Annotated in this window: 16 protein-coding genes; 3 read left to right on the top strand and 13 right to left on the bottom strand. The window is 43.1% G+C overall.

Features of this window, described 5'->3' with window-relative positions; all coding sequences use genetic code 11:
- The first annotated feature begins 10 nt into the window (after window positions 1-10).
- From V5739_RS07320 to V5739_RS07330, 3 genes are read left to right on the top strand one after another with little or no spacing between them, the layout of a single operon-like run.
- The gene (locus V5739_RS07320) at window positions 11-1,849 is read left to right on the top strand and encodes a PQQ-binding-like beta-propeller repeat protein (RefSeq protein WP_423820224.1); all 1,839 of its coding nucleotides are present in this window, start codon (window positions 11-13) and stop codon (window positions 1,847-1,849) included.
- Between the two features lie 6 nt (window positions 1,850-1,855).
- Window positions 1,856-5,632: a phosphodiester glycosidase family protein gene (locus V5739_RS07325; RefSeq protein ID WP_423820225.1), complete on the top strand. Its 3,777-nt coding sequence runs from the start codon at window positions 1,856-1,858 to the stop codon at window positions 5,630-5,632.
- Between the two features lie 14 nt (window positions 5,633-5,646).
- Entirely contained in the window at window positions 5,647-6,444 is a 798-nt protein-coding gene (locus V5739_RS07330; RefSeq protein WP_423820226.1) for an endonuclease/exonuclease/phosphatase family protein, read from the top strand.
- A gap of 138 nt (window positions 6,445-6,582) precedes the next feature.
- Here the strand turns inward: V5739_RS07330 and V5739_RS07335 are convergent, their stop codons facing one another.
- The 13 genes from V5739_RS07335 to V5739_RS07395 all read right to left on the bottom strand — a co-directional run bounded on the left by V5739_RS07335 (window position 6,583) and on the right by V5739_RS07395 (window position 25,561).
- A complete protein-coding gene (locus V5739_RS07335; protein WP_423820227.1) occupies window positions 6,583-7,488 on the bottom strand; it encodes a serine hydrolase in 906 nt (301 codons plus the stop codon).
- A gap of 74 nt (window positions 7,489-7,562) precedes the next feature.
- Window positions 7,563-8,789: an SH3 domain-containing protein gene (locus V5739_RS07340; protein WP_423820228.1), complete on the bottom strand. Its 1,227-nt coding sequence runs from the start codon at window positions 8,787-8,789 to the stop codon at window positions 7,563-7,565.
- Window positions 8,790-8,846: 57 nt separating this feature from the next.
- Window positions 8,847-9,827, bottom strand: coding sequence for an aldo/keto reductase (locus V5739_RS07345; RefSeq protein ID WP_423820229.1), 981 nt, complete (start codon window positions 9,825-9,827; stop codon window positions 8,847-8,849).
- Window positions 9,824-10,855, bottom strand: a complete 1,032-nt coding sequence (locus V5739_RS07350; RefSeq protein ID WP_423820230.1) for a dipeptide epimerase — start codon at window positions 10,853-10,855, stop codon at window positions 9,824-9,826. Before V5739_RS07350 ends, V5739_RS07345 begins: the two co-directional genes overlap by 4 nt.
- Before the next feature lie 3 nt (window positions 10,856-10,858).
- Complete coding sequence (locus V5739_RS07355; protein ID WP_423820231.1) at window positions 10,859-12,667, bottom strand: glycoside hydrolase family 9 protein; 1,809 nt, start codon at window positions 12,665-12,667, stop codon at window positions 10,859-10,861.
- Between the two features lie 27 nt (window positions 12,668-12,694).
- Window positions 12,695-14,134: a sodium:solute symporter gene (locus tag V5739_RS07360; protein WP_423820232.1), complete on the bottom strand. Its 1,440-nt coding sequence runs from the start codon at window positions 14,132-14,134 to the stop codon at window positions 12,695-12,697.
- A gap of 23 nt (window positions 14,135-14,157) precedes the next feature.
- Window positions 14,158-15,807, bottom strand: coding sequence for a glycoside hydrolase family 10 protein (locus tag V5739_RS07365; RefSeq protein WP_423820233.1), 1,650 nt, complete (start codon window positions 15,805-15,807; stop codon window positions 14,158-14,160).
- Between the two features lie 109 nt (window positions 15,808-15,916).
- Window positions 15,917-17,665, bottom strand: coding sequence for a RagB/SusD family nutrient uptake outer membrane protein (locus V5739_RS07370; protein ID WP_423820234.1), 1,749 nt, complete (start codon window positions 17,663-17,665; stop codon window positions 15,917-15,919).
- A gap of 19 nt (window positions 17,666-17,684) precedes the next feature.
- Window positions 17,685-20,906, bottom strand: coding sequence for a SusC/RagA family TonB-linked outer membrane protein (locus V5739_RS07375; protein WP_423820235.1), 3,222 nt, complete (start codon window positions 20,904-20,906; stop codon window positions 17,685-17,687).
- 160 nt (window positions 20,907-21,066) lie between these two features.
- Window positions 21,067-21,885 (bottom strand): N-acetylmuramic acid 6-phosphate etherase, encoded by an 819-nt coding sequence (gene murQ / locus V5739_RS07380; protein ID WP_423820236.1) that lies wholly within the window; start codon window positions 21,883-21,885, stop codon window positions 21,067-21,069.
- Between the two features lie 19 nt (window positions 21,886-21,904).
- Window positions 21,905-23,494 (bottom strand): beta-N-acetylhexosaminidase, encoded by a 1,590-nt coding sequence (locus tag V5739_RS07385; protein WP_423820237.1) that lies wholly within the window; start codon window positions 23,492-23,494, stop codon window positions 21,905-21,907.
- Between the two features lie 40 nt (window positions 23,495-23,534).
- Window positions 23,535-24,299, bottom strand: coding sequence for a creatininase family protein (locus tag V5739_RS07390; RefSeq protein WP_423820238.1), 765 nt, complete (start codon window positions 24,297-24,299; stop codon window positions 23,535-23,537).
- The gene (locus V5739_RS07395; RefSeq protein WP_345599643.1) at window positions 24,296-25,561 is read right to left on the bottom strand and encodes a sugar MFS transporter; all 1,266 of its coding nucleotides are present in this window, start codon (window positions 25,559-25,561) and stop codon (window positions 24,296-24,298) included. Before V5739_RS07395 ends, V5739_RS07390 begins: the two co-directional genes overlap by 4 nt.

Below are 25,561 nucleotides of genomic sequence, written 5' to 3' on the forward strand. Positions count from 1 at the left end.
AACTAGTGGAATGAAAAAGATCTTCTTCGGAATTCTATTCTTCTTCAACCTTTGCCTGCAGGCGCAGGAATTTAAATTCGCTTTTGTAACCGATACCCATATTGGCTCCCCAAATGGCGTGGCCGAAGAAGACCTGCAAAGAACAGTGGAAGACATCAACAGCCTTGAAGGCCTGGATTTCGTCCTGCTCACCGGTGATATTACCGAAATGGGAACCGATGAAGAAATTGAACTTGCTAAAAGTATTATAGATCAGCTGGAAATTCCATGGTACATCCTGCCCGGAAATCATGACACCGGCTGGTCAGAATCTGGCGGAGTGAGTTTTATCCGTGAATTTGGATATGACAAATTTGTGTTTGAGCACAAAGGCTTTAAGTTCATAGGTAATGCTTCGGGTCCCTATGTAAGAATGTCAGACGGGCATATTCCACGAGATGCCATTGTTTGGCTGGACAAAGTACTTGAGGAGACTCCCAAAGATCAACCTATTATCTTCGTTAACCATTACCCTTTAGACAACAGCCTTGACAACTGGTATGAAGCCATAGACCGGCTGAAAAATTATAATACACAATTTGCCATTTGTGGCCATGGACACAGGAACAAAGCCCTCGATTTTGAAGGTATCCCAGGAACTATGGGAAGGTCAAATCTTCGGGTCGGGCAGGAAGTGGGCGGATATAACATTGTAGAAATAACTTCTGAAAATGCCATTTTTAGAGAGCGTACTCCCGGAGGCGAAACTGCTGATGCATGGCGGGAAATTCCACTTGGCAATAGAGATTTTCAAAATGACAACCTCTATGAAAGACCTTCTTATGCCGTGAATGATTCTTTCCCACAGGTTCAAAAGAAATGGGAGTACCATTCCGATGCCAATGTGATTTCCACTCCGGCATATATTGATGGAATGGTGATTTTTGGTAACAGCACCGGGAAAGTAGAAGCCCTTTCTGAAGCAACAGGAAAAACCGTGTGGAGCTTTGAGACTGAAGGCGGAATATTCTCTTCTCCTGCCATATTTCGGAATACTGTGATCTTTGGATCTGGCGACGGAAATATTTATTCCCTCAAAGCAGCTTCAGGAAAACTTAATTGGAAAACAAAAACAGAACATTCAGTTTTGGGCTCGCCTATTGTTGAAGACGGTGTTGTGTATATTGGTGGAAGTGATGGAAAATTCCGTGCGCTAAATGCTAAAACAGGTGCCGAAAAATGGGTTTTTGAAGGCCTCAATGGCCCGGTTGTTTCCACGCCTCTTATCTATAAACACCAGGTGATCTTTGGTGCCTGGGACAGGAATCTTTACGCGCTTAATAAAGAAACCGGGACCCTCAACTGGAAATGGAACAATGATTCGCCAAACCGTATGTTTTCCCCTGCCATGGTTATTCCAGTAGCACAAGACGGAGTGGTGTATATTGTGGCTCCAGACAGGTATCTTTCTGCAATAGATGCAAATTCAGGAGAAACGCTTTGGAGAACCAATGAAGCTACAGTAAGAGAATCTTTGGGAATTTCAAAAGATGGAAAACGCCTTTTTGGAAAGACTATGAATGATGATGTGGTGATCTTTGCTACTGAAAAAGAGGAACCAAAATTGCTTAAAAGGATCAATGCCAAATTTGGCTATGATCACGTACCTTCCATGCTTTTTGAACAGGATGGGCAGATCATATTTGGTACCAGAAATGGCGTTGTATACAGCCTCAATCCCACAACCGAAGCAATAAACTGGAAGTATAAGATCGACCATTCTATGGTCAATACTATTAGGATTATAAACAAAAAATCCCTGATCGCTTCGACAATGGATGGGAAAGTGGTGATTTTAACCTGGAAATAAAATTACATGTACACAAGATCAATTTCTCTACTCCTCTTCTTCTGGATTGGGATCAATTCCCTTTTTGCGCAGCAAATCAAGCTGGACTGGCAACCCAGGGAAGACCTCAATATCTTGCTTCCGGCTTCAGTTCAAATCTTTGATGGCTTCGGAAGTTTAGCCGATGGTGCCCCGGTGAAAGCAGTATATGCCAGGATTAATCTTAAGGATGAAAACTTGAAATTAAGGGCTATTGGCAGCAATACCCATCGTGAGACCACAAAACAAACTCACGACAGCAACAACGGAATACTCTCCATTAACGGCGGGTATTTTGCCGCAACCTCATCGGTAAGTGCGCTCATATCTGATGGTGAAATTATAGCTCCCGGCCCCTCGGGAGAGACGCCCAGGGGAGCTTTTGGAATGCTAAACGCCAAGCCACAAATCACCTGGACCTTAGCTTCAGAAGATAAAATCCCGTTTAATATTTTACTCCCAGAGGGAAAGAGAGGAAAAGCCTTTTCGGCCACCCAGGCAGTTGGTGGCGGCCCTGTATTATTAAAAGATGGTAAAATAAATGTAACTACAAAAGAAGAAGGTTTTGGAGGTAGCCACACAATACGGCATCCAAGAACAGCCATTGGCTATGACGGGCAGGAGCATTTGATTATGATGGTTGTAGACGGCAGGCAAAAAGCCAGTGCCGGTGTCACTTTACCCGAACTTGCCATTCTTATGAAAATGACAGGAGCCAAAGAAGCCCTTAATCTTGATGGCGGCGGCTCATCGGCTATGGTAGCAAAGAACGAAGTGGTGAATATTCCGGCAGATATTACGGGCGGCAACCGTAACAGTTTGCGCAAAAATGCAAGTGCGCTTGTGCTTTCCCAAAAACTTCGGGCTAAAGAAAAAGAAATCTTTTACTATGATACTTCCGGTGACAATTATCGCGAATTTGGGCTTTGGAAGAACAGTAACGCCGTGAATTACTACGGAAATACCCCTTCCCGAACAACTTCAGCAGGTCTAAATTACAACAAGGCTATTTATAAGTTTGACAGCCTTCCGCAGAAAAATTACCAGTTGGCAGCCTGGTGGACAGTCAATGAAGAAGAAAACACTTCAAAAGCGGCTTACGTGATACATCATGCCCACAACCGCGATACGGTTTATGTAGATCAAAGCAGCCTTAAAACCCAGGGAAAATGGAACGTTTTAGGAACTTACCAGCTGGGCGCTAAAGATTCGCTTGAGATCATTGGTGCAGGAAAGGAAGGCAGTCTTGTTGCCGATGCAATAAGATTAGTGGCAACAACCAATTCGCCGGTGTTGCCAGCGCGCGGTGATGTGAGAATTGCGGTAATAAGCGATTTGAATTCGGGGCTGGGGGCTGCAAATTATGAGTGGCAGGTAGATAGCATCATCAACAGGATTCCACGCTTATGGCAGCCAGATCTTGTGGTTTGTGGTGGCGACATGGTAGCCGGTATGGGGATTAATGACAGCCTTCTCCTTAAAAAAATGTGGGCCGGTTTTGATGAGCATATTGCCCAACCTCTCAAAAATGCCAAAATCCCCTTCGCCTTTACCCTGGGAAATCACGACGGCCCACGCTCCTATAAGCTGGAAAGAGCGATGACAGCCAGGTACTGGAACGACAATTTGCCCAACCTAAATTTTATTGATAAGACCCCCTTTCCTCATTACTATTCATTCGTAAAGGACGGGGTCTTTTTTGTTTCCTGGGATGCCTCATCTTCAGAAATTACTTCGGAAAACCTGGCCTGGATGGAGCAGCAATTTGAAACTCCGGAAGCAAAAAATGCCGGTTACAGGTTTGTTTTGGGCCACATGCCGCTCTACAGCGTGGCACAGGAAAGAGACTCTAAAGGAAATGTACTCCAGCAGCCCGAAAAACTGCAAAACCTCCTTGAAAAACATAAGGTTCACACTTACATTAGCGGGCACCAGCACGCCTACTACCCCGGAAAAAGAGGAGACCTGAAATTTCTTAATACCGGAGCGGCAGGATCGGGCGCGCGAGGCTGGCTTACTCTCGAAGATGCACCCGTCAACACGATTACTATAATGGACATTTTTAAAGAAAATGATTCCATTGCTTACACCACCTACGAGATCAAAACCCCAGATGCCGGTAAGATGAAGATCTTTGATGAAAAGAAGTTGCCAGCTTCAGTTTTTGGGGTGAACGGTCATATTTTGCGGCAGGATGTGGCTGTAAATTCTTCTGCTGAAGGTATATTTAATCCGGTTTCAACAGCAGAAAAAGCCACTGGCAAAGTTCTTGCAAAAATTAGTCCTAAAAATGTCATTTTTGAAGGTTCCCTCCAGGACCTCTCTGGAAAAGCTGTAGCTGCCGATCTATATTTGGGTCGCCATACCGAAAAAGGGAGAAAACTGCTTTCCCTTAAGCTGAAATCCCGCCGAAGTGGGGCCAGAATATCGGGAGAGATGCCTGCCAGCCGTGATCTTCAGGAATATTTATCGGTCGGCGCACTATACGTACAGGTAGAGAGCACCTCAGGAACATTTCGCGCACAATTATACCCACAAAATAACAAATTGCCGCCGGCGCCTCAAATTACTTCCCATCAGGAAAAGAATATTTACGGGCTGCGTAACCTGGAAGCACTTTACGAACTACAGTGGGAGAAAGTAATTGATCCCGACGGGGATTTTGTTTCCTACAAATACGAAGTGGCTACAGACAAAGGCTTCAAAAATGTCATTTTTCAGCAGTATTCCGGTCGCAGCAACAGCATAAAATTAACCGAGCAGGATTGGTTTAATTTCCTCGGAAATGCTTCGGAAGGGGAACCGGTGAGATTTTACCACAGGGTCACCGCTACAGATGGTAAAAATATAAGCCCGGGACCTGTTGCAGCTTTGCGGCTGATGAAAAGCACACAGCCCCTTGATGACCTTATTGAAGTACCCGCCCCAAAACTGAAATTTTCCGGAAAGATCCATCCTTCAGGTGCCGGGTATGGTGCCGAATGGGATCATATGGAAAAGCTATGGCTGGCCGATTATAACAGCGGATTGATCATCAAAGACAGCAATGGGGATGATGTTCCTTTTTCCCCTTTAACAGAGGTGAAAATCAACCAGGAAACGTACAACCTGCGACCTGTTAATGGCATTGGAGTAGATAACGATGGAAATATCCTGGTGGGAAGGAACCGGCACCTTATTAAGATCAATGCCCAAACCGGAGAAGGACTTGCAGTATGGGAGGTTCCCGAAGGGAAAAGGGCAATTACCGCACCCAGGGCTTCAGCTTCGGGAGAAATCTATGCAATGTCTTTGTTTGGAGATGACCCCAATTATGTGCTGAAGCAAAGTATAAATGATCCTACGACCTTTGAACTGGTAAGAACGCTCCAATTGGAAAGCAGAATCCTCTCCCGTACTTTTGATATGGGCCATGATGGAAAAATCCTTTATTTCCCCGATCCGGGCAGCCCCATCATACAGAAATTCAGTTCTGAAGACGGAATTAGTTACAAAAAAGAAAAAGATATTGTTAGTACAGCTTCGGGTTCCAGTGCCATTGAGATCATGGAAGATGGCCGACTCTTTGCAGCGGTGCGGGCAAGTGGTATTGCGCCTTCCACCTTTCATTTTAGAGATGAAAAAGAACAACGTATGTGGACGATCGAACTTCCAGAAGTAGATGGCGCAGAACCCCGCGGAATAGGAGTTTCTCCCGATGGCAAAACCCTTATTTTTTGCAGCTGGGATAAAGGTGGTGGATTTTATAGATTTGATATTGAATAGTTGTTTTTGTAATTATGCGTAATCTCTCAATTTTCCTCTTTTTGCTTTTATTTTGTACTGCAGGGAATAGCCAGGAAGCCGGGGAGGGGAAAATGGTGATAAGCGTTCTTACCTATAATATTCTTCATGGTGCCACTACCAACAGGGACAATAACCTTGATGTGGTTGCTAAAGTGATCAATGAACTACAGCCAGACATCATTGCCCTGCAGGAAGTAGATTTCAGGACCAACAGAGTCGAGAAGCGGGATATTAATACTGAACTGGCACTAAAAACAGGAATGTCTTCCATTTTTGCCAAAGCAATGGATTTTGACGGCGGAGAATACGGACAGTCTCTATTTTACCGCGGAACATTCCTAGAAACCGGCAAAATAGCGCTACCAGGTGCTCCTGGCAAAGAACCAAGAATCGCTGTTGCCGCAAACATGGTGTTGGGAAGCAGAGACACAATCAAAATTATTGGAACTCATTTAGATCATGTGGAAAACAGCCCTGACCGGTTAGCACAGGCAAAAAGGATCAACTCACTTCTCAAAAATGACAAATTCCCAACCCTTTTTGCCGGTGATCTAAATGACATTCCAGGGAGTGAGACCATCAACATCTTTGAAGAAAGGTGGATGTCAACTTATGACAAAGCAGCTCCAGAATTTACTTTCCCTTCCCACGCACCTGAAAGAAAGATAGATTATATCATGTTTTCTCCTGAAAACAGATGGAAAGTGCTTGAGAAGAAAGTAGTTTGTGATGAAATCGCGTCAGATCATTGTGCCTACCTGGTAGTACTGGAGTTGTTGCCGCAGAAATAGAGAGACCCAGAATTCAAAAATCATTTGAATAGCCCATGGCTTCAGCCATGGGTAAAGAAGACAACCACCCTCAGGGCTTTAGCCCAATAATTTCTGAGCCTGTTATTTGTTCCCTGCTAATTGATCATTGTTTGCTGATCATTGTCTTACATAGGTACCATATTCACTGGCACTCCCAATCCTCCAATAATAGTTGAACAGAATTTTTGACACCTCTTCCATCACCTCTTCGGCTTCTCCGGGAAGCTTATAACTTTCCATCAGGGCAACGGCATATGGCCGCTGTTCCAATAGAACAATCGCCCATTCTGTAGAAACTCCGTCAATAAATCCGGGTTTGAAGGCTATTGAAGTGCTTTCGGGGATTCCGGCAGCGAGTCGGCTGTCTTCCCTGCCGGTCGTTTTCAGTATTTCTATGATCTCCTGAGAGACTTCAGGATTAATAAATTTTCCATTGTATAACAGCTGAAGGATTTTTGCAGCCTCTCCCGGTGTTGCCAGGTTTTCCTCGCCCCTTGCAGAAGCCGCAGAATTCATCATTTTTCGCTGTAGAAGGGTGTTGTTTACCCCAAGGCTTTTTAGCGTGCTATTGACCTCTGAAATACCTACCAGATCAATCAGCGCATTGGTGGCAGAGTTATCACTTAGGGCGATCATTAAAATTGCGAGGTTTTTAATGCTTAAAGGTGCAGGATCTTCAAGATGTTTTAGGATCCCGGTACCGCCTACAGTGTTTTCAGTATCCACAGGCAAAGGATCGGAAAGGGAAAATTCACCTTCATAGGCCTGTTTAAAGACTTCCATGAGGATCGGAATTTTTATGGAGCTGGCCTGCGGAAACTGAATATCAGGATTCCAGCTGATCTTCTCCCCGGAAGTGAGGTCTATGGCTACCATACCCGTAATAGCTCGAGAGTTGTTGAAGATCTCCTCAAGCTGCTTTTCTGTTTTCTGCTTCAGCATTTGCCGGGTATTTTCCTGGGCAAAAAGTGCGTTTACGCAAAGAAAAGATAGTAATACAAATAACTGGCCGGTGTTTTTCATTCCGAAGTATTTAGAAGTAATATTATAGGCTGAAATTGACAAAAAAAGCGGCCTGAAAAGCCGCTTTTTGAGAGTTATTTTTTGAAGTCTGTATTATCTTCAGTAAAAAGATCGCTCTGCGCGAGATAGATGATCTTTTCATCATTGGTGCCAAGAACTCTCTTGGTGCGCAGATATCGGTTGTAGTTGTATTCATCAAAATCGGTAGCGGTGGTATCAAAATTACTGATATGCACTTCGCCCATTGAATGGATGAATTTGTTATCTCCAATCCACATTCCTACGTGGATGATCCTTTCTGAAGTAGTATCTGTAGCTTTTCTTCCGAAGTAAAGCAGGTCTCCTGCCTTAAGATTCTCAAAGTTCTTCACCGAATCGATCTCCTGCCCTGCTACAATTTGCTGGGATGCATCACGGGGTAAGACCATTCCGTTAAGGAAGAAAATGGTTTTGGTGTAGCCGCTGCAATCTACTCCTTTTGGAGAAGTTCCACCCCACAGGTAAGGCACACCCATCATTTCTCTTGCGGTTGCGATTAGGTTTTCACCTGTAGGTTCTAAAGTGGTAAGCCATTGCTCATAAGCCTGGGCTTCCTCCTTTTTTACAAAAGCTGTTTTTTCATTTGGATATTTCACTTCATAAAAACCTTTACTTTCTCCTACAAGCTCCAGAACATTTCCTGCAACAAGATCTGAAATCACCTGTGAGTCTTCATTAGGCTTTTCATACGAAGATCCTGCCGTGTGCAGATAGATGAGCTTTTCGGTAGCTTTCCATTCGCTCAATTCTTGTGGCGTCATGAGAGTGATCCCGCCGTAGTCTACCCAGGCAAGGTAACCTTCGGGGGTTTGAATATAATACCAGCCACCATCTTTTTTGTAGACTTTCACCGGCATTCCCATAGTAGCCTGCGTAACTAATTCCGCAGAATGTGTAGGCTTTGAGCGGAGATTGGCAACAGAGATCTTCACCACCCCTTCTGTCTTCCCTTCCAGATCGGCTGAAGGCAACAGGGCTATACTGTCATTATAAGCTATTTTTTGAGCATCCAGTTTTTGCTTTAAGGTAGAAACTGCATCAGGCATGTTGGATTCCCCTTTTAGTAGATACACATCTCCCTCCTGCGTGGCCTCTATATCGAAAAGCGCTACACGGGAATCAGGCGCAAATTCCTCTTTAACCTCAGCTATATATTGATCTGCTTCATTTTCTTCGGAAGTTGAAGATTCCCTGTCTTTGCAGGAATAAAGGGAGACCGAAAGCAGAAGTGCCAAAAAGGTGAAATTTCTAATTGATTTCATAGGTTTAAATTTATTCATTTCTATTATACTGATAAATGCTTCTCTCGCGATACCCTGTTATCCCAGCTGAATGAGCTTCTTCATCAATGAAACTAAGTCGGCATTTTTGATCAGTTGCAAATCCTCTTCCTGAAGTTGGGTAATGCCCCTGGTGTTCTTTTCTGCCTGTTCTGCTGTTCTTATTCCGGGAATTACTGTAGAGATTTCTGAATGGCTTAATATAAAGCTCATGGCAAGTTCAGTCTTTGTGAGACCGTACTTTTCACATAGGGGCCAAATATCCTTCATCCCGTTTTTATAAGCGTCGATCACTTCCGAAGTAAGCCTTTTATTCCTGTGATCATTTTCGGGGAATTCTGCGCCTGTATCAAACTTTCCGGTAAGCAGGCCAAACTGTAAAGGCATGCGTGCAATGATCCCATAGCCTGCTCCAGAAGCCTTTTTTGTTAGCGGAAGGGCTTTTTGGTTGATCATATTCAAAACCAATTGAAAACCGCTGCCCAGCTTATTCTCCATCAAATATTCTGCCTCAGGGTTTGGTTCATAAGTATTTAGGGATAATCCCCAATACCTGATTTTTCCTTGTTTTTGCAACATTTGCATGGCTTCAATACACTCACCATCCTTTAAATTAGAAAGCCCGGCACTATGCAACTGATAATAATCTATAGTCTCCCGCCTAAGCCTTTTTAAACTGGCTTCACAAGCTTTTATAATGTGATCTTTAGAATAATCTGTTCCAAACTGGCCACTGCGGGCAACATTTCCGGCTTTTGAAGCAATAATCACCTCCTCCCGGTTACCAAAAATTTTACCAATCAATTCTTCGGAATGGCCCAACCCATAGATGTCGGCCGTATCAAAGAAATTAATTCCTCTGTCAAGGGCCTTAAAAATGGCATTTTTGGAGGTCTGGTCATCTGCGTCTCCCCAACCTATGGCTGTATTTCCAACCATGGCGCCACCTCCTATTGCCCAGGCTCCAAAACCTACTTCCCTAACATAAAGATCTGTATTTCCAAATTGACGCAGCTTCATAAGCTCAGTTTTAGATTCTCGTAGAGTTCTACCCCGGTGCCATTCCTGTCGGGAAAATGGGTTTTGCCGTCATAAACTTTTACGCCGTCGGCAATGTCATTTTTGATAAGCATCCCGCCATCCATATCCACATAATCCAGTAAAGGTAATAAATGGCCAATTGCCGAAATTCCCACAGTAGATTCTGTCATGCAGCCCACCATGATCTTTAGTCCTAAAGCTCTCCCGCGGGAGATCATACGTCGTGCTGGCGTTAAGCCGCCACATTTTGTGAGCTTGATGTTGATCCCGTGAAAGTACCGGGCGCATTTATCAACATCCCCTTCAGTGATACAACTTTCGTCGGCAATAACAGGTAAAACTGACTTTTCAAAGACTTCAGCCATACCTTTTTCATCTTTAGCCGGAAGGGGTTGTTCCAGAAACTCCACCCCAAGATCCTTCAGCAAAACTGAATTTTCAATGGCTTGTGCAGCAGTCCAGGCGGCATTGGCATCTACCCTAAAAATAGCATTTGTATGCTTCCGAAGCTCTTTTACCAGCTCCACATCATGGTCGGTTCCCAGTTTGATCTTATACAGCGGCCACGGAAATTCCTGAATCTTTTGCACCATTTTTTCCGCAGTATCGATCCCGATGGTATAATTGGAGAGTGGGATATTCTCAAGAGAAAGCCCCCACATCTTATAAAGCGGCAAATTATTCCTTTTCCCGTGCAGGTCGTGCATTGCGATATCGAGCGCACATTGTGCAAAGGAATTATCTTTAAGAAAGGGCGCTGTGATCTCCCACAGTGCTTCAGGCGATTTATGTAAGTTCTCTAAAATGACATTTTCGAGAGACATTATTTTTTCGGCCATGCCTGCTACAGTAACGCCGTAATAGGAGGTTGCCGCAGCCTCTCCATAGCCTGTGTATTTCCCGTCGCTTAGCTCTACGATGAACGTTGGCTGAAAATCTCTCGAGGTATGGCTTATCCTGAAGGTATTCTTTAACTCCAGGTTATAGGTGTGCGTTCTTAGATGCATTTTTTACTGCTTTTGTGACTCTCCAAAATATGCCATCATAAATATTGCGCCTGCGGTGCCATCCATGGTGGGTTCATTGGTAGAATAATCTCCAAAATCGTCATGGTAAACTACAAAATCATTTTGAAATTTGCTGAATTCATCGGGTTCTGCCAGGTGGAGCCCGGTTAAACTATTATAAACCGAAGCATAGACAGGCCCGTCTACCAATCCTCCCGGAACTTCCTTTTTGGTAAGGTACCAAACGCTGGTATGTACATCTTCGGGATATTCGCCGGTTTCAGGAATATTCATGAACATGGAGGTGCCCCAGGGATTTCTTCCTAAAAGCCAGTCGCGTTGTGCCAACATAAAATCGTGGTACTGGGTGTCTCCAGTCATTTTCTCGTACAGGATCATTTGTGTGGTAAGCGCTACCGCCAGATTGTTGGAACACCAGATAAAAGGCACCCCTATCTGGAAAGCATTTTTGGCACCTCTTTCCAACGCATGCTCAATTCCGGTACGGTAGTATCCTGCCAGTTCTTTTTTTGTTTCCTCATCTACATGCTCATAAAGGGCAAAATGACCGACATTTATAAATGGATAATAACGATAATGTTCAGCATCCTCTTTGTCTGTCCACGATACAGTATTTGCCAGCTTCGCATAGCGTTTGGCATCTTCTAAAAATTCCTGATCCCCGGTGTTTTTGAAGAGTTCGGCTGCGCCCCATTCCATATCATCGGCCCAGGTGTCTTCATTGTAGCGATAAGGGGAGCCATAAGAATTCCCCTGCTGGTAGCCTTCCTGCTCTTTTCCCATTGCGTAAAGTTCAAAGGCAGCTTTTTCACATTTTTCAGCAAAAACAGGATCATTGAGTTCTTCTCTCCAGATGCGGGCCGCAATAGCCATGGCAGCAGCCGATCTACCAGCTAAATTTGCTATTCCTGTAGCCTTGCTTTTATGTTCTCTAAGACCTTGTGGTTTTCCATTTGCAAAATAGGCCACACGGTAGCTGTTGGGGCCCCAGCCATAATCTGAAGAATCTTTATCGGGCCACTTCATTCCCAAATGGTCTCTATCATCGGCGACCTGGTGAAAAAGCATATTGGGGCCGGCATGCATTTTATGGATCCAGTCCAGCCCCCATTTTGCTTCATCAAGCACTTCGGGAATTCCGTTTGGCTGCTCCTGCCCCAGTTCATTTACTTTATCACCAAATTTATCGGGAGCCAGTTCATAAGCTTTTAGCATCCTTGCGGTAGCATTGCTGGAAGTAATGAGGTATTTTAACTGATCGCCTGCATCATGCCAGCCGCCGCTAACATCTACAAAAGTAGAATCGGGCATGGGGCCGTACATGCTCCTGCCATCACGTTGATGACAAACCATATCCAGAAATGGATTGTAGCCGCAGCGCTGTTGCCTCATAAAACCGATGAGGTCTTCATGGTAATCTTTATAAGAATGCTCACGCCCAATCCCAAAACTTTTGGAACGGTTATTATTAACCTTAATAAAATACCTGCCAGGGGTTTTTACTTCAGAAAAATCAAGGCTGTAGTAATGAGAAAATGTACCCCAGACTTTTACTTCTGAAGGAACTATTTTTCCGCGGAAAATCCTCTTGCCTGTTTCAGCATCATGAAGGCTGAAGTTACCTTTCACTGAAGCTTCAGAAAAAGCAATAGCCACTTTTGTATCTTCTTTGAGATAACCTGCCTGGTTAACCCGAATAAATATACTGTCTCCGTCTACTTCCGAAGCAATTGAAACTGAAGAAATAAATAACAGAAGGCTAACAATTGTCAAAAATTTTGTGGATCTCATTTTTCACATTTTAAGGATGTTATGAGTTTAAGTACGCTTCTTTAACAGGAATAGTCCAAAACAGGTTATGGCCGCATTGACCAGCAAAATTTCAAAACCAAATTTATAGCCGTTAAACCAGGCCGTAGAATTTACATCGAGCAGGACCGAAAGTAACGGGGCAGCAATACAAACCAGGGGTACAAATTTATCTTTCACTTTTACTTTGGTGAGCAAACCGAAGGTAAACAGCCCGAGGAGCGGACCATAAGTAAAGCCTGCTACTTTAAACACTGAATTCACCACACTGCTATCGTTCACCTCATTGAAAGCCACAATAACACAGAACATGAGTAGTGTAAAGCCAATATGCACCAGGAGACGCGTTTTCTTCTGACTCTCCTGTTTTCGCTTTGGAATATTGAGGATATCTACACAAAAAGAAGTGGTAAGGGCTGTTAAAGCAGAGTCTGCACTTGAAAATGCGGCAGCAACAATACCCAGTAAAAACACTATTCCAGCCAACACTCCAAAGTGATTAAGTGCTAACATTGGGTAGAGATCATCTGTACTTTGAGGAATCTCAAGCCCCTGATCTAACGCAAATTTGTAGAGCAATACCCCAAGGGCGAGGAACAATACAGTAGAAAAGAAGAAGGTAAGAGAGAACCAAAAGATGTTCTTTTGAGCATCGGAGGTTTTTTTAATAGTCAAATTCTTTTGCATCACATTTTGATCCAATCCATTCATGGCGATAGTGATAAATATCCCTGCGAGAAAGGTTTTAAAGAAATTACGATCAGACTTCCAGTTCCAGTCAAATATAGTAGACATTTCGCTATTGGAGATCACCTTGACTACCTCACCTGCACCAAGGTTCATCTGGTCCATGATCATATAAATGCTAATAAGAACTGCCAGAAGTAAAAAGGTGGTTTGCAGGGTATCAGTCCATACAATAGTCTTTATACCTCCTCTAAATGTATAAAGCCATATAAGGGTGATTGTGACAAAGACCGTAACATAAAAAGGAATACCAAAGGCGTCAAAAAAGGCAATTTGGAGCACCAGTGCTGCAAGGAATAATCTAAATGAAGCGCCAATTGTTTGAGAGATCAAAAAGAAGCCAGAACCTGTGAGATAGGAATTTTGTCCAAACCTGTCCTGCAAATACTGATATATGGAAACCAGCCGAAGCCTGTAAAAAAGCGGGATCAACACGAATGCAATAACGGCGTAGCCCACCATGTTACCCATTACAAATTGCAAATAGGTCCATCCTGAATTTCCAACTTCCCCGGGAACTGAAATAAAAGTAACCCCAGATAAAGATGCCCCAACCATTCCAAAAGCTACAAGGAACCATGGGGATTGTCTATTGGCGGTAAAGAAAGTTGAATTATCGGCTTTTTGAGAGGTGAAGTGACTAATTGCCATCAACAACAGGAAGTATCCCAAAATGATACCAAAGACCAGGAGGGGTGTCATAGGTTTGTATTAAAGATAATAAATTACAGTTTTTTATTTATGAGGACTTCCTCAAAGGCACTTTCATTGCCTGAACGATCAACAGTAGTTACAGCAATAGCGCTTAAATAGACCTTTTCTCCATTCTTTCTCTCAACATATTGGCTAAATTTAGTTTCACTGGTATTGCGGTCAAAGATCTTGTAGCTCCAGGTATCTCCATATTTAAAATAAACAACATATTTAAACCCATCTTCAGCATTTACAGGAGGTACCCATGTAAGTTTTATTGACTGGCCTTCAGCAACCGGTACAACAACAGGACTTTTGGGTGCTGTATTGTCTAACCACGGGCTGGCAGGAACCAATGCCGGCTTTTTATATGGCCCTTCAGAAATGCTCTTTAAAAGCCCGGGATGTTTTACAAGAGGACCTATGCTCCAGTGCACTACTCCCGGATTATTAGGCGTCATACCACGGGTAATCATAATCTGGTTGATGGTTTCATCTATGTTTTTCTCATCTCCTCCAAGACCTACATTGATACCGGGCCACAGGTGACGTTTTTCAAAATTTTGGCTACCCCACCATCCCAAAAGAACAGGAAAACTTTGGCCTTCGGTATTTATCTTCCAGTACAACTGAGGTGTGTAATAATCTACCCAACCTTTATTAAGCCATAGTTTTGCGTCGGCATAAAGCTCATCATACTGATCATAGCCCGTTACCGATTTTGGATACCCTGGTCTCCAGATGCCAAAGGGGCTTAATCCGAATTTTACAGTCGGTTTTTCAGCTTTTATTTTTTTATAAAGGTTCTCTATAAAATCGTTCACATGATATCTTCTCCAGTCTGCTCTTGCGAGTTCTCCGCCTGTATTTTTATAGGCAGTCCAACTCCTGTCATCGGGAAAATCTTCTCCGTTATTATAGGAATCATAAGGATAGAAATAATCATCAAAATGAATTCCGTCGAGATCATATCTTTTAATAAGGTCCATTACAACGGCTGTTGAACGTTGTTTAGTCCCTTCTTGTGCAGGATCCATCCACCACATTCCATTCTTAAGCTTTACAACAAGCTCGGGATTGGTCTTTACTACTGACTCTTCACTAATCTCTTTGGAAGAATGATGTGCACGATAAGGGTTAAGCCATGCGTGTAATTCCAGCCCGCGATCATGAGCGGCTTCTATCCAAAAATGAAGCGGATCATAAAAAGGTTCAGGTGCCTGTCCCTGCTTTCCTGTAAGGTAATAAGACCAGGGTTCCAATTTACTCTCGTAAAGTGCATCTGCCTGGGGTCTTACCTGAAAGATCACCGCATTAAAATTGTTCTTTTTAAGCATGTCAAGCAAGGTAATCGCTTCCCTTTGCTGTTCTGCAACACTTAAACCGGGCTTGCTTGGCCAGTTAATATTGGCCACTGTGGCCACCCAGGCTGCACGGAATTCCCTATCGGCCTGTGGATGATTAGCAGGTGCTTCAATAATCTCTTCAACAACCGCAACGGTGTCTTTTGCCGAAGCTGGTGTAGGAGTTTCCTGTGGTTCGGCAGGTGCTTCAGGTTGGGGTACTTGTGCTACTTCCGAAGGTTCTTTGGGAGTAGGTGCTGTAGATTTTTGGGTTTTACAGGCCTGCAACAATAAAAGTATGCTGCAAAAAAGAATAAAAGAGGTTTTAATTCGTGTCATGATAGAAGTGTAAGGGATAGATAGACTACGCAAAAAAATATAAAAAATTGCCCCCCAGGTTTTCACCAAAGGGGGCTAATTTATCTGAAATACCGGCTGGGTTAATTAATTACCAGCCTGGATTTTGTTCCAGGTCAACCCCTTGATCGGCATAAAGCTTAATTTGATCTAGCGGTAGAGGCCTTAAGTAAACCCTTGGGTCTTCAAAAGTTCTTTGAACCTCTGGTGAAGATGCAGGTACAATGTAACCCTGCGTGGCACTCGCAGGTAACCTATTACCCTGGGCATCGGCTAAATGAATGGCAGAAAGATCTGCATCAGGATTTTGTGCCTGAAGTACTTCTTTATCAATCCATGCCCCCATGTTGATAGGGTAATTCTCTATTGTATCTACATAATGGTATTTACCCCAGCGCCTAAGGTCATCATTCCTGAAACCTTCCATCATTAACTCTACCCTTCTCTCTCTACGAATTTCCCAGATAATTGCCGGTACACTTGGGTCCCTGTCGGGATCATCGTAAGTCTGCCCATTTACCGCTGGCATATCTCCAGCGAGTTGTAAAGAAGGTAGGTCAACCTTTGGTCTGGCACGTAGTACGTTAATTGATTTATCAAGATCTTCCTGTGTAAGTGCAGGTCCTCCTAGAGTGGCTAATTCGGCTGCAGCTTCAGCATAGTTAATCAAAACCTCACCATAACGAATAATAGGAGCATCGGTTGGGTTAAGGTTGGAACTTCCTATAGGTTCGTCGGCAATTTCTTCATTTAGGAATTTATGTACTGCCACCCCAGAGGTTGAATACCTGGCATCGGTTTGATTCACCCTTAATTCGTAAGGAACAAAGGTTTCAGACATTCTTCCGTCTCTGTTGGCGAATAATTCATCTACCCCGTGGTCTCCTTCATAAAGCGGAGATAATTCAACAGGAAGCCCATCTTCGGCTAAGTAAGCATCAAGGGCATCTTTTGATGGCCCGGTTTGAGGCTCCTTGTTGTTGTAGCTATTAAGGGCGTGAGTAAGTATTCCCTCCTGATATTCACGGTACAAAATTACTTCAGGATCACTGGAAAGATCCAGCGAGTTGAACACAGAGCGATAATCGCCAAGGGAGAATTTGCCGCTTTTAATCACCTCATTCGCAGCCCATTTTGCAGCTTCTAAATATTTTGCCGCTCTTTCGGTATCACCATTATTGTATTTTTGCCATGTTCCTTCAAAAAGGAATATTCTGGACATAAAAGCAAGTACAACGTTTCTATTTACCATTTGGCCTTCATTCTTCACTTCCTCTCTTACGTTTTCTGCTGCATATCTAAAATCTTCCAGCACTTTGTCCATAACAAACCCACGAGAATCACGAGGACGGTAAAGGTTTTCAACATCATTTTCGGCGATCTCTTCTTCATACCATGGCACATCACCAAAACGATTAACAAGATCATGATATTCAAGTGCTCTAAAGAAACGACCTATCCCTGTCCAGTGAGCGTTGGCTTCTTCATCCATATCGGCTAATTGAAGCCTTTCAATAAATATGTTTGCTTTACGCACCCATCCAAAATCCCATCCTCCACCTGAAGCAGGTGCAACTCTGGTAAATTGTGCAGGTGCCGAAGGGGCAAAATCATCGTTTAAAACTTCTCCTGAAAAGTATTCTCCCCAGGTGTAGCCAGAGCCATACCCTACAAAATAAGCAGGATAAAAGCCGTAAGCAAAAGTCTCTACATTTTCTTCTGAAGTCCAGTAACCCGGATCTTCAAACTGGTTTGTGGGCGGCACATCCAGAAAATCTTTTTCACAGCCTATAATTCCAAGGGCCAGAAAAAGCATTAAATATAATTTCGTAGTCTTCATACTTCTATTAATTTTTTATTTACAACGACGCTTGAATTCCAAAAGAAAGGTTTCTACGGAATGGGTACACACGTCCAAAAGTATTTGGATCGTTAAGACCAGCACTTGTGTAATCTACTTCAGGATCTAAAGGCATATCTAAATTATCCCATTCAAACAGGTTCTCACCACTAAAGTAGACCCTAAACTGGTTGATACCCAAACTCTCTGTAAGACTGCCCGGAAGCGAATATCCAACAGTAAGGTTCTTCATTCTAAGGTAAGACATATCCTGTAAGTAACGACTTTGAGGCATAAAGTTCCTTATGGTGTTTGACTGAGACTGGTCTGTTGGGCGTGGATAGAATGCATTGGTATTTTCAGGAGTCCAGTAATCTAATTGGTGTGCATACCAACCTTCATTGTAACGGTAACCCGGAATTACAACAGGCCCGTTTGCCCACATGTCCCTTTTTCCAACTCCCTGCATAAATACGCTCAGGTCAAATCCTTTCCAGTCTGCAGCAATTCTGAAACCATATTGCCAGCGAGGAGTAGAGTTCCCAATAACTTTCATGTCTCCCGAATCACCAACAGTTTCCGTTCCATAGTTAATCACACCATCACCATTTAAATCGCGATACTTCACATCACCTGGGCCATACTGGAACCAGCTGTTCTCGTAAAGTTCCTGTGAAGGGATTCCTGCTACAGGAGTGCCATCGGCATTAAAGTCACTTTCCTGGAACAATCTGTCGGTTTCATATCCCCAGATCTCTCCAAGCATTTTTCCTTCATAGTTATTATAAATTCTCATCGTAGTATTAGCGAACTTGGTAATCTCTTCCTGGTAATCGGTAAGAGTTGCAGTTGCACTAATATTCAATCCATTATTAAAAGAATGTTTGAAATCGGCTGCAATTTCAATACCGGTAGTAGTCAATTCCCCATAGTTACGCTTTGGAGCGCCTGTACCAAATGAATTTGGAAGAGTTACACCGGCACTGTGCATATCGCTAACCACCCTTTCATACCAGTCAAAACTTAGTCCCAGCCTATTTTGGAAAAACCTTGCATCAACACCAAGATCAAGGGTTGTAACAGTTTCCCATGTTAAACTGGCTGGTTGCGCAGGAGGTGTTCCTACAGTAACACGATTGGCCCCATCTATAACCCATCCTGAATTGGAAGGATTCATTATCCTATAAATACTACTAAGGGATGCATTAGGATTCCCCAAAGAACCCCAGGAACCTCTTAACTTAAGAAAGGACAGGTATTGCTTACTAAAGTCCATATAATCTTCCTGGGTAAGTACATAACCTGCAGAAAAAGAAGGGAAGAATGCCCATTTTTTATCTGCTGACAAAAGAGAAGCTCCATCATAACGTCCATTCACTTCCAGTAACAATTTATCCTGGAAAGAATAGTTGATTCTTCCGAAGAAACCAAGATTTTTCCATTTGTTCCTGTCTCCATTAACAAATTGATCACCAGTCGCCAAATCTAATTCCCCCTTGTCTGGGTCAATTAGATTTCTCCTTTGGGAAGAATGGTACCAGTACTCGTACTCTTCGTAATCTCCCCCTGCAATTACTTTAAAGTCATGATCTTCTCCCAGTAACTTATTGTATGTTGCAAAAGCTTTTGCTGTATTTCGGTTACTCCAGTCAGAGGCATATTCTACCCTGTTATATGACGCACTACTATACGGTTCATATACAAGGTTTGAGCCTGTAGACCAGAAATTATAAGCTGAAAGTACACCACCAACCCTGTGTTCATGGCCTTCGTTACGGTCATGGGTATAATCAAAATCAATGGAAAGATCGTCAATAGGAGTCAATGTTCCTCCCAGTGTTATCCTTGTCATATTATCTGTGTACTCATTCATATTTGCCTGCTCTACTTCAGAAATGTGATTTCTGAACGGATGACCTTCATAAGTACCATAAGGATATACAGCCGGCCACCTGGTAACATAGTACCACGGATCGTACGTGGCACTTGAAAAGTAGAAAGGCTGTGTGGTTGAAGAGCTATTATATTGAATGTTTGCCCGTGTAGAGAACCAATCGGTAATAGAAGAGTTAACACTAAGATTAACGTTATACCTCTGGTATTCATCGGGGTTGGTTTTTAACACCCCCACCTGGTCAAGATATCCAAGACCAAGATAATAGTTTGTGTTCTCACTACCACCTGAAACAGATAGGTCATGTTTTTGTTGAGGAGTCCATTCCTTTACAAAAAGATCCATTGCATCCCAGGAACGGTAGAAGAATAAACGGCCATCCCTAATTTCAAAATCGCGTCCAAGCACCATTTCAGGGCCCAGATCCTGACCTCCATATTGTTGTTCCCACTCTCGCATTTTTTGTACTGCAAGGTCGTCAAAGTACATACCAACAGTACCAAAAGAAGGAAGGTCTGGAATTCTTCTTCTCACAGCTGCAAGAGCCATTTCGGCCCCATCGGCTGCCGGTGCGATCTCAGGCATGGTAGTAGGAGTTTGCCAGCTAAAGTTATTAGAATAAGAAACTGTAGGAGCAGTATTTCTTTGTCCTTTCTTGGTGGTGATAAGAATTACCCCCCATGTACCACGTGCACCATATATAGAAGTTGAAGCTGCATCTTTTAGCACAGAAATATTTTCAATATCCTGCGGGTTGATCATTTGAAGGTTTGGCACCTCCACGTTATCAACCAGAATAAGAGGCTCAGCTCCCCCATCAGTCCCAAGAGTTCCCACATTACCACGGAGTTTGATCATTGGATTATCCCCAATTTGCCCACTTGGTGCACTAATTGTGAGACCAGGAGTGGTTCCCTGTAAACCCCGGGCCACATCGGTAATAGGCCTTGCTTCAAGGACTTCGGTGTCTACTGTAGATACAGCCCCTGTAAGGTTTGCTCTTTTTTGAACACCGTATCCAACAACAACTACCTCCTGTAGGTCCTGCACATCGCTGGTCATTGTTACCTGAACAATATTTCTTCCTTTTACCGGAATTTCCTGGGTTTGGAATCCTACATAAGAAAAAACTAACACGGGATTATTCCCGGTTACATTCAGAGAGTATTCACCATCAAAGTTGGTGGTTGTACCCACTGTAGTCCCTTTTTGATAAACCGATGCTCCCGGAATTGGCATCCCAGATTCATCGAGTACTTGTCCTGAAACCTCTATTTCCTGCGAAAACGATTTCGTAATAACGCCTAAAATAAAAAAGACAAGAAGCAGATGTAATTTTCTTCTCATAATTTAGTTTGAATTAATAATCATTAGTTGATCTTATAAAAAAAGATGCAGCAATATAAGCTAAAATGTATTATAATAAAAACCTTTGTTGAAATAAATAAGTTATCCTGAGCATACTTAACTAAAAATTTTATATAAGTTTAGCATAAGTGTATCTTAATCAGTTTTCTGAGTCAAAATTTCTTAAAACTTTTCGGACACTTTTATATTTCTCAAGAAGTCTTTTTGCTTCCTCTTCTTCTACCTTCAGCTCTTCCATGATCATCTTAACACCACGGTTAACAAGTTTTTTGTTAGACAACTGCATGTCAACCATCTTATTCCCTTTTACTCTCCCCATTTTGATGAGGCTGCTGGTAGAAATCATGTTGAGCACTAGTTTTTGAGCGGTACCTGCTTTCATCCTGGTACTGCCGGTCACAAACTCGGGCCCTACCACTACTTCAACAGGAAATTCTACTGCTGCAGCTAAAGGACTGCTATCATTGCAGGTAATACACCCCGTTGCTATTCCTTCTTCCCTGGCTCTTTTTACACCGCTAATCACATAAGGTGTAGTTCCCGAAGCCGCAATACCTACAAGCACATCCTTTTTACTTATATGAAATTTCTCCAGGTCTTTCCAGGCCTGTTCCAAATCATCTTCTGCATTTTCAACAGCATGTCTCAGAGCGTGATCGCCCCCTGCTATTAATCCTATCACCCAATCTTCAGAAACACCAAAGGTTGGTGGACATTCAGAAGCATCCAGCACCCCCAATCTTCCGCTGGTTCCGGCTCCAATATAGAACAACCTGCCACCTTCCTGCATGCGGGTCACAATGACATCTACCAACTTTTCAATAGCAGGTAATTGCTTTTCAATTGCCAGAGGTACAGATTTGTCTTCGTTATTAATATTGGTGAGTAATTCTTGCGTACTCATTTTCTCAAGATGATCATAATTTGATGATCTCTCGGTTGTTGGTTTATTCTCCATTGCTTATATATTCTGAAACTTATTTGATATTTGAAAAGACTCCCGGAATGGCTTTTTCGACACCCCAGTTTACGCCAGGTGTTCTGTGAAAATTAATATCGAGGGCTCTTAATCTATCTCCGTGCTTTCCAAGTCGCGTAGTAAATTCCTGATATTCTCTTTTATCTCCGCTAGTCCAGCCTACTTCTGCCGCTGCAATAGCGCGGGGCCAGAACCTGTTGTCCATCATTTCGTCGCTGAGCACAAACTCACTCCAAACGGCTGCCTCAACTCCAATTATGTTTTCATGGTCTTTTATAAAACTGTAAGTATCTTCAAGGCTAACCCCATCTTTTTTACACCAGTTATTGGTATTTTCCTGCCCTGTGACATTTGCATGATCAAGATAAAGCTGTGTACATAGGGAGTGGATTACTTTAATATCTTTCACTACACTCTCAACTTTTCCATGCCACCTCTGGCTAATAAGATTTGAGCTCACCTCAGCTTTAGTAACTTCTTCCCAGCCAATAGTGGTTTTACCATAAGACTGCACGATAGAATCTGCCTTTACCACAAACTCTTTATATCTTGGGTCTTCAATCTCATCTCCCCCAATATGCAGCCATGGCCCCTTGGTGATTTCGGCCATTTCTTCAACCACATCGGCCACAAATTTGTAGATCTCTGGGTTCTCAAGGCAAAACTTGCTCCAGCCAACATTGTAATCTTCAAAAATCGCTGGCGGAATTGCCCTTTTTGGAGTTAAGTTGGAATATTCATCACAGTTTAATCCGGGGTAGGCCAGTAAAGCAGCATATATATGGCCCGGCATATCTATTTCAGGAATTATAGTGATATTTCTTGCAAGAGCATAATCCTGCAGTTCTTTGTATTCCTCCTGAGTCAAAAACCCTGATCTTCCCCTTCGTACTGAGCTATTCCCACCTACCTCGGTAAGTTTGGGCCAGCCCTTAATCTCTATCCTCCAGCCTTGATCATCGGTAAGGTGCAGGTGGAGGCGATTCATCTTATAAAGCGCCATTCTGTCAACGTGCCGCTTTAAATAATCCAGATCAAAGAAACTACGGGCCACATCTACCATGGTACCTCTCCATCCAAATTCTGGCTTATCTTCAATAGAAGTATGCCTAAGCACTACCTGATCTTCTAAACTTTGGCTTTCGATCTCTGCGGGAAACATTTGGCGCAGCGTCTGAATTCCGTAGAAAAGTCCAGCTTTTGAAGCAGCCTTCAGCAGTACACCTTCTTCGGAAATTGTCAGTTGATAGCCTTCTTCTCCTAAAGAAGAATTTAAGGAACTATCCTGTTCAATTTTCCAGTTTCCGCAGTTATTGGAAGCACTGGCAGAAACTGATAAGCCTGCTTTTTGAAGCAGAGTCTCAAGCCATTGAGAAGCCTCCTTTCCTTCTCCGGAATAGCAAATGGTATTTTGTTCAGGAATCACATAGGCTTTATCTTCCCAGCTCACCTGTGCAGGCAACGGGATTAGGGCAGGTATTTCGGGAATTACAGTAGCCTGTGGTGCATTTACAGTTTCTGTTCCTCCACAAGAACTAAGTACGGCGGCAAAAAGTAAGAAACCAAGGCCTCTAAAAAGGTATTTCATAATGACATTTTTGTAGGGTTATAAATTTCGACCGGGTTTTTTATTCCTCGTACCGATCCTCATTCTTAATTTTATCCATTTCGAGTAAGAGATCTGCAACCTGACGGGTTACGGCATCAAAAAACCGCTTTCCTTTTTCTTCGGAAGCTTTCCTGGGATCTCCAATACCAGTATCTGCCGACACCATGTGCCACTTTCTTTCACTCCAGGCCCAGCCCTCTTTAATAGCGGTTAACCTTGAATGTTTTTCTTCTCCATTTCCGGCTTCTTCTAAAGGTAACACGAGTTCGGGTCTTAGGTGCAACATTAAGCTGGTCTCCATTTCATCGGCGTGGTCTCCGGCTTCTTCAAAGAACTCCTTCCGGTCTACCGTCTGAAAAAAACTTGTAGTCACAAGTAGCATTTTTGGATACTTTGCGCCTACCTCTCTCAAAAGGGCTTTAAAATTATTTCCGCCGTGACCGTTTAATAACAGTAGCTTCTTAATTCCACTTCTGTCAAGAACCTCTACAAGGTCATTAAGAATGGCCAGCTGGGTGGAGGGGTATAAGTTCATACAAAGGTCAACTTCTGTCTGCCCGGTATTCACACCAAACGGAATATTTGGTAACACGAGCACCTTCCCTCCTGCTTCCCATGCTTTTTTAGCAGCCTCGGCAGCAATTGCTTCTATCTGATAATTATCTGTAGCATAAGGCAGGTGAAAATTGTGAGCTTCGGTAGCGCCCCAGGTGAGCACAGCTACTTCAGTTTTTTGCTCTTTTACAGTTTTCCAGTTAGATTCTGCCAGAATGTAGGGTCTCATGCCTTTCTAATTTTGTGTCCTGCAACGGCATAATAAAGAATAAACAAATAAAGCGGTACAGCTATCCAGTAAGCCGATTGTTTATCTATTGCTTCAGCCAAACCACCATAAGCAAGGGGAATGACAGCACCTCCCGCAATTCCCATAACCAGTAGCGAAGAAACTGCTTTTGTAAGTTTCCCTACATCTGCCAGTGCAAGAGGCCAAATTGCCGGCCACATTAAAGAATTTGCCAGACCTAGAAGAGCGATAAATGCTACAGATATAAAGCCAGAAGTGGAAATTGCACCCACAGTGAACACTACTCCAAGAATAGCACAAACTTTCAATGCATTTTCCTGCTTTATATACTTCGGAATAGCCACGATCCCTAAAAGATAACCAATAATCATGGCAGCCATAGTACCGGTGGTAAAGCCTTTAGCTGTTTCAAAATCAAACCCCTGAAAGATTCCGTAGTCAATGATGGTATCAACAGCGATAACTTCAACACCTACATATATAAAAAGCGTAATCACACCCAGTATGGCGTGCGGGTAATCGGTGATTTTTTTAGAAGTTTTCTGAAGAGCGGTAGCATCGTCTTCATCTTCGGCCTCAACTTCAGGAAGACTTGATTTATAAACCCAAAATGCCAAAGCGAGCAACACGATGATAATTCCAATATAAGGAGGAATTACACGAAGTGCCATTTCATCTAAAGCAGCTTCATCTGTAGTTCCTACAAGAACTTCAGCTTTATCTAACTGCAGGAACACCCCAATTAAAATTGGCGCGATGGCACCTGCAAGCTTGTTACAAATTCCCATGATGCTAATTCTTTTTGCAGCACTCTCTGCCGGCCCAACAATAGTTACATAAGGGTTTACTGCAGTTTGAAGAATTGCGAGCCCGCCACCCATAACGAATAAGCCCAGCAAAAAGATCAGGTAAGTGCGGCTCAATGCCGCCGGAATGAACAACACAGCTCCAAGGGCCATTACCCCCAAAGCCACCGACATTCCTTTTTTGAAGCCGAAATGATTAAGTGTCCTGGTAGAGATAGGTGCCATGACCACGTAAGCGATATAAAAAGCAAAGGTTACAAAGTAAGCCTGAAAGGTTGTGAGTTCACAAGCAATCTTGAGATATGGGATCAAAAGGGCATTTAGCCAGGTAACAAATCCAAAAATGAAGAAAAGTGCCCCAATAATGATTATTGAACGGGTGGCACCGGAATCGTTAGCAGCTGCCGAGTTTTTGTTTTGAGTAGTTTTAGCCAT

This window comes from Salinimicrobium sp. TIG7-5_MAKvit (genome assembly GCF_049569215.1).
Taxonomy (GTDB): Bacteria; Bacteroidota; Bacteroidia; order Flavobacteriales; family Flavobacteriaceae; genus Salinimicrobium; species Salinimicrobium profundisediminis.